General features: G+C 74.0%; 15 protein-coding genes. 6 read left to right on the top strand and 9 right to left on the bottom strand.

The window, feature by feature from the left end; genetic code table 11:
* Nucleotides 1-28 precede the first annotated feature (28 nt).
* The 5 genes from OG559_RS10945 to OG559_RS10965 form a co-directional block, all read right to left on the bottom strand.
* The gene (locus OG559_RS10945) at nucleotides 29-877 is read right to left on the bottom strand and encodes a hypothetical protein (protein ID WP_405114845.1); all 849 of its coding nucleotides are present in this window, start codon (nucleotides 875-877) and stop codon (nucleotides 29-31) included.
* Nucleotides 870-1,388, bottom strand: a complete 519-nt coding sequence (locus tag OG559_RS10950) for a SigE family RNA polymerase sigma factor (RefSeq protein ID WP_405114847.1) — start codon at nucleotides 1,386-1,388, stop codon at nucleotides 870-872. Before OG559_RS10950 ends, OG559_RS10945 begins: the two co-directional genes overlap by 8 nt.
* Before the next feature lie 58 nt (nucleotides 1,389-1,446).
* Nucleotides 1,447-2,697, bottom strand: coding sequence for a phosphoribosylamine--glycine ligase (gene purD / locus OG559_RS10955; protein WP_405114849.1), 1,251 nt, complete (start codon nucleotides 2,695-2,697; stop codon nucleotides 1,447-1,449).
* 102 nt (nucleotides 2,698-2,799) lie between these two features.
* Nucleotides 2,800-3,747: a type IV toxin-antitoxin system AbiEi family antitoxin domain-containing protein gene (locus tag OG559_RS10960; RefSeq protein ID WP_405114851.1), complete on the bottom strand. Its 948-nt coding sequence runs from the start codon at nucleotides 3,745-3,747 to the stop codon at nucleotides 2,800-2,802.
* 216 nt (nucleotides 3,748-3,963) lie between these two features.
* Nucleotides 3,964-5,253, bottom strand: a complete 1,290-nt coding sequence (locus OG559_RS10965) for an adenylosuccinate synthase (RefSeq protein WP_405114853.1) — start codon at nucleotides 5,251-5,253, stop codon at nucleotides 3,964-3,966.
* Nucleotides 5,254-5,375: 122 nt separating this feature from the next.
* Here OG559_RS10965 and OG559_RS10970 point away from each other — a divergent pair, with 122 nt between their 5' ends.
* Both OG559_RS10970 and OG559_RS10975 read left to right on the top strand, forming a co-directional pair.
* Nucleotides 5,376-6,377 carry a hypothetical protein gene (locus OG559_RS10970; RefSeq protein ID WP_405114855.1) on the top strand — a complete coding sequence of 334 codons (1,002 nt, stop codon included), beginning with the start codon at nucleotides 5,376-5,378 and terminating at the stop codon, nucleotides 6,375-6,377.
* Between the two features lie 680 nt (nucleotides 6,378-7,057).
* Nucleotides 7,058-8,947, top strand: a complete 1,890-nt coding sequence (locus OG559_RS10975) for a chromosome partitioning protein (protein ID WP_405116570.1) — start codon at nucleotides 7,058-7,060, stop codon at nucleotides 8,945-8,947.
* Between the two features lie 58 nt (nucleotides 8,948-9,005).
* On the opposite strand, the gene OG559_RS10980 is transcribed toward OG559_RS10975, so the two are convergent.
* The gene (locus OG559_RS10980; protein WP_396671710.1) at nucleotides 9,006-9,434 is read right to left on the bottom strand and encodes a DUF3151 domain-containing protein; all 429 of its coding nucleotides are present in this window, start codon (nucleotides 9,432-9,434) and stop codon (nucleotides 9,006-9,008) included.
* 316 nt (nucleotides 9,435-9,750) lie between these two features.
* On the opposite strand from OG559_RS10980, the gene OG559_RS10985 reads away from it, so the two are divergent.
* Nucleotides 9,751-10,959: an LOG family protein gene (locus OG559_RS10985; protein ID WP_405114857.1), complete on the top strand. Its 1,209-nt coding sequence runs from the start codon at nucleotides 9,751-9,753 to the stop codon at nucleotides 10,957-10,959.
* A 62-nt stretch (nucleotides 10,960-11,021) separates the two neighbouring features.
* Here OG559_RS10985 and fbaA read toward each other — a convergent pair whose 3' ends face one another.
* Nucleotides 11,022-12,044: a class II fructose-bisphosphate aldolase gene (gene fbaA / locus OG559_RS10990; protein ID WP_405114859.1), complete on the bottom strand. Its 1,023-nt coding sequence runs from the start codon at nucleotides 12,042-12,044 to the stop codon at nucleotides 11,022-11,024.
* A gap of 179 nt (nucleotides 12,045-12,223) precedes the next feature.
* Nucleotides 12,224-12,607 (bottom strand): phage holin family protein, encoded by a 384-nt coding sequence (locus tag OG559_RS10995; RefSeq protein WP_350880498.1) that lies wholly within the window; start codon nucleotides 12,605-12,607, stop codon nucleotides 12,224-12,226.
* 133 nt (nucleotides 12,608-12,740) lie between these two features.
* Here OG559_RS10995 and OG559_RS11000 point away from each other — a divergent pair, with 133 nt between their 5' ends.
* Nucleotides 12,741-12,953: a hypothetical protein gene (locus OG559_RS11000; RefSeq protein WP_396671712.1), complete on the top strand. Its 213-nt coding sequence runs from the start codon at nucleotides 12,741-12,743 to the stop codon at nucleotides 12,951-12,953.
* Between the two features lie 68 nt (nucleotides 12,954-13,021).
* Here OG559_RS11000 and OG559_RS11005 read toward each other — a convergent pair whose 3' ends face one another.
* Nucleotides 13,022-13,639 carry an LCP family protein gene (locus OG559_RS11005; protein WP_405114861.1) on the bottom strand — a complete coding sequence of 206 codons (618 nt, stop codon included), beginning with the start codon at nucleotides 13,637-13,639 and terminating at the stop codon, nucleotides 13,022-13,024.
* A gap of 47 nt (nucleotides 13,640-13,686) precedes the next feature.
* On the opposite strand from OG559_RS11005, the gene OG559_RS11010 reads away from it, so the two are divergent.
* Together OG559_RS11010 and OG559_RS11015 are read left to right on the top strand one after the other, a co-directional pair.
* Nucleotides 13,687-15,171 (top strand): 3' terminal RNA ribose 2'-O-methyltransferase Hen1, encoded by a 1,485-nt coding sequence (locus tag OG559_RS11010; RefSeq protein WP_405114863.1) that lies wholly within the window; start codon nucleotides 13,687-13,689, stop codon nucleotides 15,169-15,171.
* Nucleotides 15,168-17,690 carry a polynucleotide kinase-phosphatase gene (locus OG559_RS11015; RefSeq protein ID WP_405114865.1) on the top strand — a complete coding sequence of 841 codons (2,523 nt, stop codon included), beginning with the start codon at nucleotides 15,168-15,170 and terminating at the stop codon, nucleotides 17,688-17,690. The genes OG559_RS11010 and OG559_RS11015 overlap by 4 nt, the downstream gene beginning before the upstream one ends.

The following is a 17,690-nucleotide window of genomic DNA, read 5'->3' on the forward strand; positions in this document are numbered from 1 at the left end:
CGACGGCCCCGGCCGACCGACCCACGGTTCACGAGTACACGGTCAGGCCGGGTGCCCGGGCGATCGCGGCGAGCTGTTCCACGGTGAGCAGGGGCTCGTCGGCGGTCTTCGAGGTCCGCACCTGGTTGCCGCCCCGATCATTCCGGAAGTTGTTGGTGACGGCGAGCACCGAGGTGCCGTCCGGCCGCAGCAGCAGCACCTGCAGCTGCCGCTGACCCGGCCTTGCGACCATGCTGCTGACGAGGGCGGCCGAACCATCCGGGTAGTTGACGACCTCGCAGTCGTCCGGCGCGATCGCGTGCCGGCAGTCCGGCGCGGCCTCGTCCGTGGCCGTCGGCAGCACCCGGAGCAGGAAGACGCCGGACTCCCCGCCCCGCCGGACCGTCCCGTCCAGCGTGTACTCCCGGTAGCTGGGGTGGTACTGGAACTGCGGCTCGGAGCAGCCCTTCAGCGCCGGGTCGATCCGCACCCCGGTGGGCAGTAGGGACGGCAGCGCGTCCCGGAGTGCCCCGGTCAGTCGGGCGACCCCGTCCCCGGGTGCCTCCGTCGGCCGGGCACGGACCGTGTCGTACGACTGCAGGGGCGGCAGGGGCCCGCTGGCCTGCGGGGTCACCCCGGCGCACAGTGGCACGGGGGTCGGAGGGGCACCGGTGGGCATGCCGAACGCCGGCAGGGTGATCGCCTGGGGCGGGCCTCCGGCCGCCAGCGCCGGCACCACGGCCACCGCGGCGACGGCAGCCGCGACGCCGATGCCACTCCACACCCACGACCGGTGCCGGCGATGCCGCCGCTCGGCGCTGATCAGGTGCTCCACGTCGATCCGGGTCGCCGGCGCGTCGGCTGCGGCGGCGTGCAGTTGGGACGTGATCTCATCCATCGGCGCGTACCTCCTCGTGGGTGGCCGGCACGCCGACGAGGCGGCCCCGCAGCGCCTCGATGGCCCGCGCGGCCTGACTCTTCACAGTTCCGGTGGTGCAGCCCAGTTCCCGGGCCGTCTCCTCGACCGAGAGGTCGCAGAAGTAGCGCAGCACCAGGACAGCCCGCCGTCGGGGCGGCAGCTCGGCCAGCAGGGCGAGGATGGTCAGCCGGTCCGCGGCCCCGTCGGTCGCCGACCGCGCCGCGCCGTCCGGCACGTCCGCCCAGGCGGCCTCCCGCCGCCACGGCCGGCGGCGCTCGTCCAGCCAGACCCGCAGCAGGACACGCCGGACGTACGCGTCCGGGTTGTCCATCGCGGAGACTCGTCGCCAGTGTCGCAACAGCCGGACCAGCGCCATCGACACCAGGTCGTCCGCCGTGTGCCAGTCGCCGCAGAGCAGGTACGCCGTGCGACGCAGCGGCTCCAGCCGCGAAGCGACGTACTCGCGGTAGCCCTCGATGTCGGCAGGCAATCCGCCACCCCCTCACCTCACCCGTCAAACGGAGGTGAGGGGGGCGGGGGTTGCCTGGTCAGCGGGGAATTGTGATCCGGCCGTCGACCGCCGCGGCGGCGATGTCGGTGCGGTGGTGCGAGCCGGCCAGCCCGATGCCGCCGACCAGCGCGTACGCGGCGTCCCGGGCGGCGGCGAGGGTGGGGCCGGTGGCCGTACCGCAGACGACCCGGCCCCCGGCGGAGAGCAACGCGCCGTCGGCGGCCCGGCGGGCGGTGCCCGCGTGGATGACGCCCGGACGGTCGGCGCCGGTGATCACGTCACCGGTGCGCGGAGGGCCCGGGTAGTTGTCGGCGGCCACGACCACGGTCACCGCCGCGCCGTCGCGCCAGCGCAGCGGCGGGTGGTCGGCCAGGGTGCCGGTGGCGGCGGCGTGCAGCAGGCCGCCGAGCGGTGTCTCCAGCAGGGCGAGGACGACCTGGGTCTCCGGGTCACCGAAACGAGCGTTGAACTCGATCACCCGAGGGCCGGCGGCGGTCATCGCCAGGCCCACGTAGAGCAGCCCGGCGAACGGGGTGCCCCGGCGGCGCATCTCGGCCAGGGTGGGGTGGACGACGTCGGCCATCACCTCGTCGACCAGGCCGGACGGCGCCCAGGGCAGCGGCGCGTACGCCCCCATGCCGCCGGTGTTCGGGCCGGCGTCGCCGTCGCCGACCCGCTTGAAGTCCTGCGCCGGCAACAGCGGCACCGCCGCCTCGCCGTCGGTGACCACGAAGAGGGAGACCTCGGGGCCGGCCAGGTACTCCTCGACGACGACCCGGCCGCACTCGGCGGCGTGCGCCAGCGCGGCGGCCCGGTCGTCGGTGACGACGACCCCCTTGCCGGCGGCCAGCCCGTCGTTCTTCACCACGTACGGCGGGCCGAACTCGTCCAGCGCGGCGGCGGTGGACGCCTCGTCCGCGCAGGTGTACGCCCGGGCGGTCGGCACGCCGGCGGCGTTCATCACGTCCTTGGCGAACGTCTTCGAGCCCTCCAGCCGGGCGGCCTCTGCGGACGGCCCGAACGCCGGGATGCCCTTGGCACGCACGGCGTCGGCGACCCCGGCGACCAGCGGCGCCTCGGGCCCGATCACCACCAGGTCGACGCCGGTCTCCACGGCCAGCGCGGCCACTGCGGCGGGATCGGCGACATCCACCGCCCGCAGCTCGGCCACCCCGGCCACCCCGGGATTACCGGGCGCGGCGATCAGCCCTTCGACGGCCGGATCCGCGCAGAGCCCGAGCGCGAGCGCATGCTCCCGCCCCCCACCACCCAAAAGAAGTACCCGCACGACCCGAAATCCTACCCACCCCTCCCCCACCCCCTCTCCCCCACCCGTTGATCATGAAGTTGTTGTCGGCCGCCCCGCGTGTCGCGGGCGACAACTTCATGATCACCGGAGGGGAGCGCGCCTGAGCGCCTGGCGGACGACCCAGGGGATGTAGTCGGGACGCAGGGTGTCCGACCAGGTGAAACGCAGGACCCGCCAGCCCGCGTTGACCAATCGGTTCTGGCGTCGACGGTCGGCTTGGAACGCCTGCGGACCGCTGTGCGGCTCCCGCCCGTCGGCCTCGGCGATCAGACGCGCGGCACGCCAGCCGAGGTCACCGATGCCGAGCAGGTAACCGTCGGCATCACGCACCTCCAACTGGAGCACCTCGGGCGGCACCCCGCCGTCGACGCAGCGCAGCCTCGTCCGGGTCTCCAGCGGCGACTGCGCCCGACCGTCCGCCTCGGTGAGGTGGCGGCGGGCCGAGACCGCTCCCCGCCTCCCCCGGATCATGGGCGGGATCAGGCGCAACTCCTCGGGCCCGAGGAGTCCTCGGTTCAGCGCGGAGTCGAGCAGGGACACGGCGGCGTAGCGGTCCTCACGAAGGATGAGGTCGGAGACGGTACGCAGGGGCCCGGTCGCCGCGATCCCCCCGACCGAGCCGAGCTGACCCGGCGCGATCACCAACTGGTGGACGACCACCTCGGGATGCGCGGCGCGGGCCGGCCTGGCGACCGCCCCGGGCACGGACAGGTGTATCGCGTCGGACCGGGGCAGCCCCGCGATCCGGTGCAGCTCGGCGGCGGTCCCGAGGACGGCGGCTGCGCCCGGGCCGAAAGACGCCACCGCCGCCCTGATCCGGGCCGCCCGGGGGACGCCGTCGTACAGGTCGGCGTCCACGAGGTAACCGCCTCGCGCGATCGCCCGCCACCGCCCCGAGCGGCACAACCGTTGGACCTCGTGCACGGTGAGACCGGCGGCCCGCGCCTGCGCCAACGTCACGACACCGTCCTGCGCAGCGGCAACCCGCCGCACCACCCCCACCGCCCCAACCGCCCCCACCGCATCCACGAACCCAGGTTCCCGCCCCCACCCACCCCCCGAAACCCCCTGTGGAAAACCCCCCCACCCGCTGTGGATAACCCCGCCACCCGCCTGCGTTGATCATGAAGTTATTGCCGCGACACGCCGAGATGGCGGGCAATAACTTCATGATCAACGGGGCTGGCGGCGGGGGAGGCCGGGGGAGGGGAGGGAGGGGGGAGGGGGGAGGAGGGAGGAGGGGGGTTAGGGGAGGAGGGGGTGGCGGGTTACGTTTTCCTCGCGGCCGGGGCCTACGCCTACGACGCTGACTCGGGTGCCGCAGATCTCCTCGATGCGGGCGATGTAGCGTCTCGCGTTCTCCGGGAGGTCAGCCTCGGTCCTCGCCTTGGTGATGTCCTCCCACCAGCCGTCGTGCTCCTCGTAGATCGGCGTGGCGTGGTGGAACTCGGTCTGCGTCATCGGCATGTCGTCGAAGCGCTCGCCGTTGATCTCGTATCCGACGCAGAGCGGGACCTTCGGCAGGCCGGTGAGCACGTCCAGCTTGGTGATCACCAGGTCGGTGACGCCGTTGAGGCGGCAGGCGTACCGGGCCACGACGGCGTCGAACCAGCCGCAGCGGCGCTCCCGGCCGGTGGTCGTGCCGTACTCGTGGCCGACCTTGCGCAGGTGCTGACCGTTGTCGTCGAACAGCTCGGTCGGGAACGGGCCGGAGCCCACCCGGGTGGTGTACGCCTTGCTCACCGCGATGACCTTGTTGATCGCGGTCGGCGGGATGCCGGCGCCCACGCACGCCCCGCCCGCCGTCGGGTTCGACGAGGTCACGAAGGGGTACGTGCCGTGGTCCATGTCGAGCATGGTGGCCTGGGCGCCCTCCAGCAGGACCGTCTCGCCCCGGTCGAGGGCGTCCCAGAGCATCACCCGGGTCTCGGCGATGTACGGCTTGAGCCGCTCGGCGTACTCCAGGTACTCCTCGACGGTCGCCTCGACGTCGATCGCCTTGCGGTTGTACACCTTGAACAGGATCTGGTTCTTCTCGCGTAGCGCGAGCTCCAGCTTCTTGCGCAGGATGCCCGGGTCGAGCAGGTCCTGAAGCCGGATACCCATCCGGGCGACCTTGTCCCCGTACGCCGGGCCGATGCCCCGGCCGGTGGTGCCGATCCGGGAGCTGCCGAGGTAGCGCTCCACCACCAGGTCCAAGGCCCGGTGGTGCGGCATGATCAGGTGCGCGTCGCCGGAGATCCGCAACCGGGACACGTCCACCCCGCGCTCGGCGAGGCCGTCGATCTCGGTCAGCAGCACCTTCGGGTCGACCACCACACCGTTTCCGATGATGATCATCGCGCTCGGTGAGAGCGCGCCGGACGGCATCAGGTGCAGGGCGTACTTCTGCCCATCAGGGGTGATCACCGTGTGGCCGGCATTGTTGCCGCCGGAGTAGCGCACGACGTAGTCGACCCGCTCACCCAGCAGGTCGGTAACCTTGCCCTTGCCCTCGTCGCCCCACTGAGCGCCGATGAGCACGATCGCTGGCATCTTTTCCGCCTCCAGAAGGCTCGGGTGCCAGGTGGCGACCGGTCGGCGAGCCCGGGGTGTCAGGCTAACAAGAGTTCACGGCGGGACCAGCAGGGGTTCGTCGAGAGTCAGGAGAATCTTTCGTGTACGACGTGGTGCTGCTCACCCTCGGCTCGGAGCGGGACGCTCCCGGCGGGGGCTGCGGCAGCGGCGGGGCCTGCTGCGGTGACACCACCACCGGAGACGCCCCCGAGCGGGCCGAGGAACGGTGCGAGACTCCCCGGGTGCCGGTGCTGGCCTGCGCGGATGCGCTGACCGCCCGGGGTGCCCGGGTGGAGACCGTCACCGCATGCTCGGACGCCGAGATCGACGAGGTGCTGGCGCGGCTCGACGGCCCACCCCGCCCCGACGGGCTCACCTGGCCCGATCCCGACTCGAAGACCCGGCTGGTCGTCGCCACGGCCAGCGACAGCCAGTTGCGGGCCGTCGTGCGCCGGCTCGTCCGGCGGTACGCCCCACCGCCCAGCCGCCGCCCCGCCGACCTGCCCGGGAACCGTACGGTGCCGGACCTGCCGCCGGTGGGCGTACTCCCGCTCGACCCGGCCAGGGGCGGCGGGCAGCGTGACCTGGCGGCGCAGCTCGGGCTGCCGCGCGACCCGGTGGCCGTGGCCGCCGCGATCCTGGACGGCACCCCCCGCCGGCTCGACCTGCTGCGGAACGACGGCGGCTCGGTGACGCTGGACGGCGCGCTGCTCGGCGCCGCCGACGACGCCGGCCGGCCGCTGCACTGGCGGGGCCGGATCGAGGTCGACGACGTCGTGCTCTCGGCGGGCGACGACCCCCTCCTGGCCTGCGCCATCGGCAACGCGGGCGGATACGCCCAGCTCGACGGCCTTCCCCTGCTCACCGCCGGAGACCCGACGGACGGCGTGGTCGAGGTGGCGGTGGCCGTTCCCGTGGTGACCCGCTCGACGTTGGGCAGGAAGCGGATGCGGTTCGAGGTGCGTCGGGCGCGGGGGCGCGCGGTGGCCGTCATCCCGCGCGACGAGCGGGTGCCCTACCTCGACGACGGGGTCGAGGGGGAGCTGAGCCGGAAGCGGTCGTGGTGGACCGAGCCGGGCGCCTGGGCGGTCTGGACGGCCTGAAGAGGCTCTGCGGCGTTTCCGGCGGCGCCCGCCCCGGGTACGGCCACCATGCCGGACGATTCGCCGGCACGCTGGGGTGTCCGGGGGGAGTGCCTCCGGGGCGCGGACCGGTGGAGATCCGCGTCGATGGCCGACGGCTCGGCCCCGGGGCCTATCCTCGGCAGGAGGAATGGGGAGGAACCGTCGTGGACGACAACGCCGACCGGGTCCACGTACCCGGCCAGCAGCCAGCTCCGGAGCGGGACATCGAACCGCTCTGGCCGCCGGACCCGACCGATCCCGGGCCGGCCGACTCCGGCCCGACGTGGGCAGTGAATGCGCCCCAGCAGCCGACACCCCTTCCCCCGGTCCCCGGGCCGGGGTCTGACGCGCAGAGCGCGTACCCGTCGTTGGCCGCCTCGCCGGCCACGCGGCCCGGGACGGGGCAGCGGGACGCATACCCGCCCACCGTCGCGCCGCAGGCCGGGTATCCCGAGACCGGGACGCAGGGCGGGTACCCGGCGACCGCCGGGCCGCAGGGCGGATACCCCGTGGTCGGACCGCAGGACGGGCAGGCCGGGGGTAGCCACGGGCACGGCGGGGGTAGCCACGGGCACGGCCAGGGCCAGGGGCACGGGTACGGGCAGAGCGCATCGGGGCCCGACGAGTGGTCGGCGAACGGACCGGACGGGTGGGCGCCGGTGCCGTCGGAGACCGCGTGGGCGCCGCCCCCCGTAGGCGGTGTGCCGGCCCCCCGGGCCGGGCAGCCGGCGCCCGGGCCGGTGGATCTGCACCTGCCCTTCACCCTGGACCAGGCGGCCACCGCGCACCCGGCCCCGATTCCGGCCCGTCGGCCGGTGGGCCCGGCCGACCCGTCGACACCGCCGACGACCTTGCCCCCGACGACCGTGCCGCCGACGGTCGGCCCGGCCTTCCCCGAGGTGACCGGTCCGACGGCGGCGACCGACCCGGGCGCGAGCGGCGGACCGGCCGAGAGCGGACCGGCCGAGAGCGGCGACGGGCGGAACGGAACGGCCGGCGGATCGGTGCCGGGATCGAACGGCGGAGCGCGGGGGACGGCCGAGTCCCCGTGGGCCCTGCCACCGAGGCGTTCCGGCACGAGCGGACCGGAGCAGGAAGGCCCGGGTCCGGTCGGGACGGCTGCGGTCGGGACGGCTGCGGTCGGGACGGCTGCGGTCGGGACGGCTGCGGTCGGCGGGGCCGAGCCGGGCGGGACGGAGCCGGAGGGACCGGAGCCGCATGCCAGTTGGCGTGCGGCCCCCGGTCCGGCGGGAAGCGCAGTGCACCCGCCGGGGCCGTTCCCGCCGGTGATGAACCCGCCCGGACCGCTGCCCCCGACCCCCTATCCGCCCGCCGCCGGCGGCACGCCGGCCGACCCGTACACGGCCCCCACCCCGGCGGCCGACCCGTACGCGGCCGGGGGACCGGCGGCCGTGACGGGCCCGCCGGCGGGGTGGGGGCCGGGACAGCAGCCCGCCCCGGGGCCCAGCGTCGCGGGGCAGCCGAGCTGGTATCCCCCGGGCTGGCCGCAGCACGGCCAGCAGCCGGCGGCCCCGGTGACGCACCCGCCCTACCAGGAGGCGGACGGGGTGACCCGGGTGCCGCCCGGATACCCGGACGTGGGCTGGACGCCCGACCTCGGGACCGCGCCGACCGCCGAGGACTTCACCCGCCGCCGGCAGGTCCGCCCGGCCGACCCGGTGGCCACGATGGGCGTACGGGCCGTGGTGAACAAGACGGGGCTGATCAAGCTCCCGCCGGGGCGGCACGAGCAGGAGTTGCGCCACGACATCGAGATGGTTCGCCGCAACTTCGGCGGGCTGCGCCAGGTGACCGTGGTCAACCCGAAGGGCGGCGCGGGCAAGACCGTGGCGATCCTGCTGCTCGCCATGACGTTCGGGCAGAAGCGCGGCGGGTACGTGCTGGCCTGGGACAACAACGAGACCCAGGGCACCCTCGGGATGCGCGCCCAGCAGGACTTCCACTCCCGCACGGTGCGCGACATGCTGCGCGACCTGGGCCAGTTCCAGGGTGCCCACGGGCGGGTCGGCGACCTGTCGCAGTACGTCCGCTCGCAGGGCGAGGGGATGTTCGACGTGCTCGCCTCGGACGAGTCGGCCACGGGTGGGGAGATGCTCACCGCGTCGGCGTTCGCCGAGATCCGGGAGGTGGTCAGCCGGTTCTACAAGCTGATCTTCGTGGACACCGGCAACAACGTCCGGGCGCAGAACTGGCAGGCCGCGATGGACGCCACCGACCAACTCGTGGTGACCATGTCGGCGCGCAACGACTCGGCGGAGACCGCCGCCCGGATGCTCGACCACCTGGAGCAGAGCGGCCGGCAGCGACTGGTCCGGCAGGCGGTGACGGTGGTGTCCATGCCGCCGTCACGCAAGGAGATCGACCTGCCGGCCATCCAGGACCACTTCGCGGCCCGGACCCGGGCGGTGCTGCTGGCCCCGTACGAGCGGTTGATCGACACCGGCGAGCCGATCCGGTACGGAGGACTCTCCTCGGCAACCCGGGACGCCTGGCTGAAGATCGCCGCATCGGTCGCCGAAGGGCTCTGAGCAGCGCGACGGCCGGTCCGGCAGGTGCCGGACCGGCCGTCGCGCCGGCTCGCAGGGATCAGGCGCTGGCCAGGGCGTCCCCGGCGGCGGGATCGCAGTCGCGCAGGAACTGGGCGCAGCGGGCCGCCTCGTCGGCCTCGCCGATCTCGCCGGCGGCTCGGGAGAGCACGTACAGGCAGCGCAGGAAGCCCTGGTTCGGCGCGTGCGACCAGGGCACCGGTCCGTGCCCTTTCCAGCCGCTGCGGCGCAGCTGGTCCAGGCCCCGGTGGTACCCGGTCCGGGCGTACGCGTACGCCGAGACGACCTGGCCGGCGGCCAGGGCGCGGCCCGCGAGCGCCGCCCAGCCGGCGCTGTAGGTCGGGAAACGGGCCGCGACTTCGGCGTACGCCTCGTCGGTGCCGGCCTCGGTGGCGGCGGCGAGCGTGGCGTCGGCCTCGTCGTGGACCGGCAGGAGGGTGGCCGGCGGCTCAGGCAACAGGTTCTGCATCGTCCCATTCAACCCGCTTCGCTCTACGCCGCGCGAGCGGGTCGGCAGACCCGGCTGGCTGAACGGTTGAGGCATTGGTCACGCCTGCGGCCCCACGCCGGGGGACCTGCGGCCCATGCCGCCGGGAGATGTTCTCCACTACAACTATTGGTCCGGAGCCTCCCCAGGAACCGGTCACGCAGGAGCCCGGTGGCGAGGCCACCGGGCTCCTGTCGTCCAGAGCCCGACGCACCGCCGAACCGGCGGGTCGGCCGGATCAGCGGTGCGTCCCGGCGGGCGGGTTTGGCGGGTTGCCCCGGGTGGGCAGGATGGGCTGGTGCCGACCCCACCTCCAGCGGATGTCATCTCCCCGCACGACACCAGCACCACCGAGATCGAGACGCGCAGCATCTTCGAACAGCGGTTGACCACCGGCACCCTGGCCGGGCTGACCGTCCAGGGCCTACGCCTGGACCTCGACCCGGTCCCCGACCTCACCGGGACGGAGGTGACCGGCACCCTCTTCGTCGGCTGCCGCTTCGCCTCCCGTGAGGTGGGCGCCGACCTGGTCCGGCGCGGTGCGAACGTGGTGCCGCCCTTCTCCGGGCTGCCGTACCCGACCCAGCCGTCGCACCTCTACACCCCAGACGAACTGGCCGCCGGCTTCGCCGAAGGCGGCTTCGCGAACATGTACGACACCCGGGTGTACGAGCACTTCCGGGCGCACGGCGGCGCGCTGCCCGAGGTCAAGGAGGCGCTCGGCCAGCGGCTGCACGATCACGGCGTGGACAACGCACTGGTCGACGCCACCCGCGCCTGGCTCGCCACGCACGGCCCGCAGTCGGTGGTCGGTGTGATGGGTGGGCACGCCGTCCGACGGGGCAGCGTGCCGTACCGGATGGCGGCGGTGCTGGGCTGGGAACTGGCCCGGGCCGACCGGCTGGTGGTGACCGGCGGCGGGCCCGGCGTGATGGAGGCGGCCAACCTGGGCGCCTACCTGTCGAGCCGGACGGCCGAGGAGCTGACCGCGGCGATCGACCTGCTGACGACCGCGCCGGACTTCACCGACCACGAGCGCTACACCGCCGCCGCGCTGGAGGTCCGGGCCCGGTACGGCGCGCCGTCGGACGTGCCGCAGCAGCGCGGCGCCGGCGTGGACTGGGCGCGAGCCGGCGGGCTCGCCATCCCCACCTGGCTGTACGGGCACGAGCCGGCGAACCTGTTCGCCGGGCGGATCGCCAAGTACTTCTCCAACGCCATCCGGGAGGACACCATCCTGCGGCTGGCCCGGGGCGGGATCGTCTTCGCGCCCGGCCGGGCCGGCACCGTGCAGGAGGTGTTCCAGGCGGCGACGAAGACGTACTACGGCACGGACGGGTCGAGCGGCGCGTACGTCTTCCTGGACCGGGCCTACTGGACGACGGAGCTGCCGGTCGAGGCGTTGCTGCGCCCGCTGCTGACCGCCTCGCCGTTCGGTGACCTCTCCGGCACCGTGCACCTCACCGACGACGTACGGGAGGCGGTCCGGGTGCTGACCGCCGGCTGACCACTACGACGATGACGGCCGGCCCCTCCCGGGTGCCGGCCGTCGTGTCGTACGGGTGGGTGTTACTTCGCCCTGGTGCCGGTGGAGCGCAGGTGCTCGCAGGCCTCGACGACGCGGGCGGAGAGCCCGGCCTCGGCGAGCTTGCCCCAGGCGCGCGGGTCGTACAGCTTCTTGTTGCCGACCTCGCCGTCGATCTTCAGCACGCCGTCGTAGTTACGGAGCATGTGGTCGGCGACGGGCCGGGTGAAGGCGTACTGGGTGTCGGTGTCGATGTTCATCTTCACCACGCCGTAGTCCAGCGCCTCGCGGATCTCGGACAGCAGCGAGCCGGAGCCGCCGTGGAAGACCAGGCTGAGCGGCTTGTCCTTGCCGTACTTGGCGCCGACCGCCTCCTGGATCTGGTTGAGGATCTCCGGGCGGAGCTTGACGTTGCCCGGCTTGTAGACGCCGTGCACGTTGCCGAAGGTCAGCGCCGCCATGTAGCGGCCCTTCTCGCCCAGGCCGAGGGCCTCGACCATGGCCAGGCCGTCCTCGACGGTGGTGTAGAGCTTGTCGTTGATGGCGTTCTCGACGCCGTCCTCCTCGCCACCGACGACGCCGACCTCGATCTCCAGGACGATCTTGGCCTCGGCGGCCCGGTCCAGCAGCTCGGACGCGATCTTCAGGTTCTCCGCCACCGGCACGGCCGAGCCGTCCCACATGTGCGACTGGAACAGCGGATCCTGGCCGGCGGCGACCCGCTCCTTGGAGATCTGCATCAGGGGCCGGACGAACTTGTCCAGCTTGTCCTTCGGGCAGTGGTCGGTGTGCAGGGCGATGTTGACCGGGTACTTCTTGGCGACCTCGTGGGCGTACGCGGCGAACGCCACGGCACCGGTGACCATGTCCTTCACGGACGGGCCGGACAGGTACTCCGCGCCACCGGTGGAGACCTGGATGATGCCGTCGCTCTCCGCGTCGGCGAAGCCCTTCAGGGCCGCGTTCAGCGTCTGCGAGGAGGTCACGTTGATCGCGGGGTACGCGTACCGGCCCGCCTTGGCGCGGTCCAGCATCTCCGCGTAGGCCTCGGGGGAAGCGATGGGCATATCGAACGCTCCTTACTTACCGCTGTCGGCCGTACTGGCCGCTGTCTTCCATGGGTGCGCCGGACCGCGCTGTCCTCCACCGGAAGTATCCCGTAGAGGGCGACCACGGGCGTAACCGACCCTTGACCCGCCCGAGGCGTGGGCCGGCGACCGGGGCACCGGGCACCCCCTGCGAAACCTCACCGGCCCTCCCACCGGTCCGGCACGGCGACGCTGATCAGCCAGCTCACGACGGCCATCACGATGGCCCCCCAGAAGGCCGCCCAGAAACCGTCGACCCGGAACGGCAGGTCCAGCTGGCGGGCGATCCAGTCGGTCAGCAGGAACAGCAGCGCGTTGACGACCAGCGCGAACAGCCCCAGGGTCAGCAGGTAGAAGACGCAGCCCACCACCTTGATCACCGGCTTCAGCACGGCGTTGACCACGCCGAAGATCAGCGCCACCACCACGAGGGTGAGCGCCGTGTTGCCGCCGTGCCGGCCGCCCACCTCGACGCCGGGCACGACCAGTGTGGCGATCCACAGAGCGATCGCCGTGATCACCAGCCGGATCAGGAAGCCCACGACACCATCCTGGCACCGCCGGCCGGGCCCGGAGGACCGATTCCGGCTACTCGGCTTTCTCCTCGGCTCCGAGCGCGCACCCGGGTCAGCCCGTACGGTGTGGGTAGCTTTCCACCGGAATCAGGGAGGGACGATGGGTCAGCCCGACGAGGACTTCGCTCCGAGCGACCACCTCGCTCCGGAGGAGCGGGACCCGGAGGCGTCCCCGGCCGACGCCGTGGAGCAGGCCACCTCGATCGACCCGGCCGACGGCGAGCAGGAGCCGAGCCGCGGCCTGGAGGTCGACGACTGGGACGCCATGGAGCAGGCCCGGGTGGTCGCGCCCGACGAGGACGACTACCGCTGATCACGATCGACGGGCGGCAGCGGGCCGCCGGCGGCGGGTGCGTGGGTGTCCACCCGTCGCCGCCGGCGTCAGCGCAGGCCGGTGACCCGCTCTGGGTGCGCCGCGACCCACGCCGCGAGGCGGTCCTCGCGCAGCGCGGCGAGCAGCTCCGGGGCGGCGGCCGGGTCCGGCTCGTAGCGGTGGGCCGGGGCGTCGACCAGTACGGCCGGCAGGTTGAGGCCGACCACCTCGGCGGACTCCAACCGGGGCACGAGGGCCAGCAGGTCGAGCAGCGAGCCGCTCGCCGAGCTGATGGTGAGGTGCGGGCCGATGTCGGCGGCCAGCCGGGACACCCGCACCGGGTCGTGCAGCACGCCCCGCTCGTCGGCCCGGCGCACCAGGGCGGCGGCGAATCGTTGGGCGTTGCGGTCCCGGTCCTGGGAGTCGTCGGCAAGGGTGCGCCGCTGCCGGAGCAGGTCCACGGAGGCGGCACCGTCCAGGTGCTGGCAGCCGGCCGGGTACGTCCGGCTGGTGTGGATCGAGCGCACCTCGGTCGGCAGGCAGAGCTCCACCCCGCCCACCGCGTCGGTGATCTTCCGCAGCACGGGATAGGTCAGCGCCGCCGGACCCGCTTCGTCGCCTGATCCACCCCGTACCGCCGGCGTCCCGTCGACCCACCCGGGTCGGCGGGGTGCCGCCCTTGCCACCCGAAAACGGGACGACGCAAGATCGAGGTCCCTGACACCATTGGCGCGTGCTGCTCACCCTGACCACCACCCACCGGCCGGCGACCGACCTCGGGTACCTGCTGGTCAAGCACCCGGACCGGGTGCACTCCTTCGAGCTGCCCGTAGGCGTCGCGCACGTGGTCTACCCCGAGGCGGACGAGGGGCGCTGCACCGTGGCCCTGCTGGTCGACGTGGACCCGCTGCGGCTGGCCGGCGGTCGCGGCAAGAATCGGGGCCAGCCGACCGCCCCCGACGGCTTCACCCTCGGCCAGTGGGTCAACGACCGCCCGTACGCCGCGTCGAGCCTGCTCGCCTCGGCGCTGGCCAGGGTGTTCCGGTCCGCCCTGCGCGGCGAGTCCCGGGACCGGCCGGAGCTGGCCGCCGCCGAGATCCCGCTGGAGATCCGGGTGCCCGTGCTGCGCTGCCGGGGCGGCGCCGACCTGGCCGCCCGGATGTTCGCGCCGCTGGGCTGGGCGGTGGCGGCCGACCCGATCCCGCTCGACGAGACGTACCCGGAGTGGGGCGACAGCCGGTACGTCGACCTGACGCTGACCGGCACGCTGCGGCTCGCCGACGCGCTGAACCACCTGTACGTGCTGCTGCCGGTGCTCGACGACGCGAAGCACTACTGGGTTGCGCCGGACGAGATCGACAAGCTGCTCCGGGCGGGTGCCGGCTGGCTGGCCGGCCACCCGGAGCGGTCCACCATCACCCGCCGCTACCTGGCCCACCGCCGCGCCCTGGCCGGGGAGGCCATGGCCCGTCTCGCCGAGCAGCGGCTGGCCGAGGAGCCGCCCGCCGACAGCGTGGCCGAGTCCGACGGTGGGGAGGCTGCGCGCCGGCCGTCGCTGGCGGTGCGCCGCAGGGAGGCGGTGCTCGCCGCCCTCGCGGCCAGCGGGGCGACCCGGGTGGTGGACCTCGGCTGCGGCGGCGGGGCACTGCTGTCCGCCCTGGTGGGCGACCGCCGGTACACCGAGGTCGTCGGCACCGACGTGTCCGCCCAGGCGCTGACGCTGGCCGAGCGCCGACTGCGGCTGGACCGGCTGCCGGAGCGGCAGCGCGACCGGATCCGGCTGTGGCAGTCCGCCCTGACCTACCGGGACGACCGGCTGCGCGGGTACGACGCGGCGGTGCTCATGGAGGTCGTCGAGCACGTCGACCTGTCTCGCCTGCCGGCGCTGGAGGACGCCGTGTTCGGTCACGCCCGGCCCGCCACGGTCGTGGTGACCACGCCGAACGCCGAGCACAACGTCCGCTACGAGGGGCTGGGCGCGGGGCGGTTCCGGCACCCGGACCACCGCTTCGAGTGGACCCGCGCGGAGTTCGCCGCCTGGGTCGACCGGGTCACCGCCACGCACGGCTACACCGCGACGATCGGCGGGATCGGCGACGACGATCCCGAGGTCGGCGCCCCCACCCAGCTCGCCGTGTTCACCACCAAACCGACGAATGCCACGGCGCAGCCGGTTGCCACCACGGAGCCGACCACACCGAAGGAGGCGGGCCGATGATCGACATCCCCGAGCTGGCCCTGGTGGCGCTGGTCGGCGTCTCCGGTTCCGGCAAGTCCACCTTCGCCCGGCGACACTTCGCCCCGAGCCAGGTGCTCTCCTCCGACGCGTTCCGGGCGTTGGTCGCCGACGACGAGAACGACCAGTCGGCGTCGGCGGACGCGTTCGACGCGCTGCACCACGTCGCCGGGATCCGGCTGCGGCGCGGCCGGCTCACCGTCGTGGACGCCACCAATCTCCAGCCACACGCCCGCGCCGGACTGGTCCGGGTGGCCCGAGCGCACGACGTGCTGCCGGTGGCGATCGTGCTGGACGTGCCGGAGGCGCTGGCCTGGGAGCGGACCCAGGCCCGCACGGACCGCACCTTCGGCCGGCCGGTGCTGGCCCGGATGCAGCGGGACCTGCGCCGGTCGTACGGGCAGCTGGCCCGGGAGGGCTTCCGCAAGGTGCACGTGCTGCGCGGCGTCGAGGAGATCGACGCGGCGGAGGTGCGGTACGAGAAGCTGTTCAACGACCGGCGGGACCTGACCGGGCCGTTCGACATCGTCGGCGACGTGCACGGCTGCCGCGAGGAGCTGGAGGCGCTGCTGCTCCGGCTCGGCTACGGCCTGCGTCGCGACGACGCGGGCCGCCCGGTGGACGCGGCGCATCCGGCCGGTCGTACCGCCGTCTTCGTGGGTGACCTGGTGGACCGCGGCCCGGACTCCCCCGGGGTGCTCCGCCTGGTGATGGGCATGGTGGCGGCCGGGCACGCGATCTGCGTGCCGGGCAACCACGAGCAAAAGCTGCTGCGCAAGCTGCGCGGCGCGGACGTGCGGCTCACCCACGGCCTGCCGGAGACGCTGGCCCAACTGGCGGCGGAACCGGACAGCTTCGTGGCCGAGGCGGCGGCCTTCATCGACGGCCTGGTCAGTCACTTCGTGCTGGACGGCGGCCGGCTGGTGGTCGCGCACGCCGGGTTGAAGGAGGAGTACCACGGCCGCGCGTCGGGCCGGGTCCGCGCGTTCGCGCTGTACGGGGAGACCACCGGCGAGGTCGACGAGTACGGCCTGCCGGTGCGCTACCCGTGGGCGCGCGACTACCGGGGCTCGGCCATGGTCGTGTACGGGCACACGCCCGCCCCGGAGGCGGAATGGGTGAACAACACGATCTGCGTCGACACCGGCTGCGTCTTCGGCGGGAAGTTGACCGCGCTGCGCTACCCGGAGCGGGAGCTGGTCTCCGTCGGCGCGGTGCAGGAGTGGTACGCCCCGGCCCGGCCGCTGGTCGCGCCGGTCCCGGCCCGCCCGGACACGGTGCTGGACCTGCGCGACGTCTCCGGCCGACGGCACGTCGAGCACCCGTACGGGACGCTGACCGTGCCGGCGGAGAACGCCGCCGCCGCGCTGGAGGTGATGAGCCGGTTCGCGGTCGACCCGAGCTGGCTGACCTGGCTGCCGCCGACGATGGCGCCGTGCTCGACGTCGACGGTCGAGGGATTCCTGGAGCACCCGGCGCAGGCGTTCGCCGACTACCGGTCGGCCGGCGTCGACCGGGTGGTCTGCGAGGAGAAGCACATGGGCTCGCGTGCCGTGGTGCTGGTCTGCCGCGACCCCGACGGCGGCCCGTTCGGGCCGGGCGGCGGCGTGGTGCACACCCGCACCGGCCGGCCGTTCTTCGGCCCGCCGCTGGACGGCGAGCTGCTGGACCGGGTCCGGGCGGCGGTGACCACGGCGGGGCTGTGGGCGGAGCTGGGCACCGACTGGCTGCTGCTGGACTGCGAGCTGCTGCCCTGGTCGGCGAAGGCGGGCGGGCTGATCCGCGAGCAGTACGCGAGCGTGGGCGCGGCCGGTCGGGCCGCCCTGCCGGCGGTGCTGGCCACTCTGGATGCGGCGGCCGGTCGGGGCCTGCCGGTCGGGGAGCTGCGGGAGCGGATGGCCGTCCGGTCCGTGGAGGTCGAGGCGTACTCGGCGGCGTATCGGGCGTATGTGGCGCCGACTGACGGGCTGCGCGGGGTGACCCTCGCCCCGTTCGTGGTGCTCGCCTCCGCCGGGGCCAGCCACGCCGACCGGGACCACGGCTGGCACCTCGACCTGGCCGACCGGCTGTGCGCCGCCGACCCGGGGTTGTTCACCCTCACCCGGCGGCGGGTCGTCGACCTGGCCGACGCCTCGGCCGAGGCCGACGCCACCGACTGGTGGCTGGCGCTGACCGGCGGCGGCGGGGAGGGCATGGTGGTCAAGCCGTACGCCGGGCCGGCCGCCCGGTCCTCGCGGGGGTCGCTGCTCCAGCCGGGGATCAAGTGCCGGGGCCGGGAGTACCTGCGGATCATCTACGGCCCCGGGTACACCGGGCCGGAGCAGCTCGCCGCGCTGCGCCGACGGTCGCTGGGCCGCAAGCGGGGGCTGGCCCTGCGGGAGCACGCCCTCGGGCTCGCCGCCCTGGACGCGCTGTCGGCGGGCGCCCCGCTCTGGCGCCGCCACGAGCTGGTCTTCGCCATCCTGGCCTGCGAGTCCGAGCCGGTCGACCCCCGCCTGTGA

This window comes from Micromonospora sp. NBC_01405, from assembly GCF_045040155.1.
In the GTDB taxonomy this organism is placed as follows: Bacteria; Actinomycetota; Actinomycetes; order Mycobacteriales; family Micromonosporaceae; genus Micromonospora.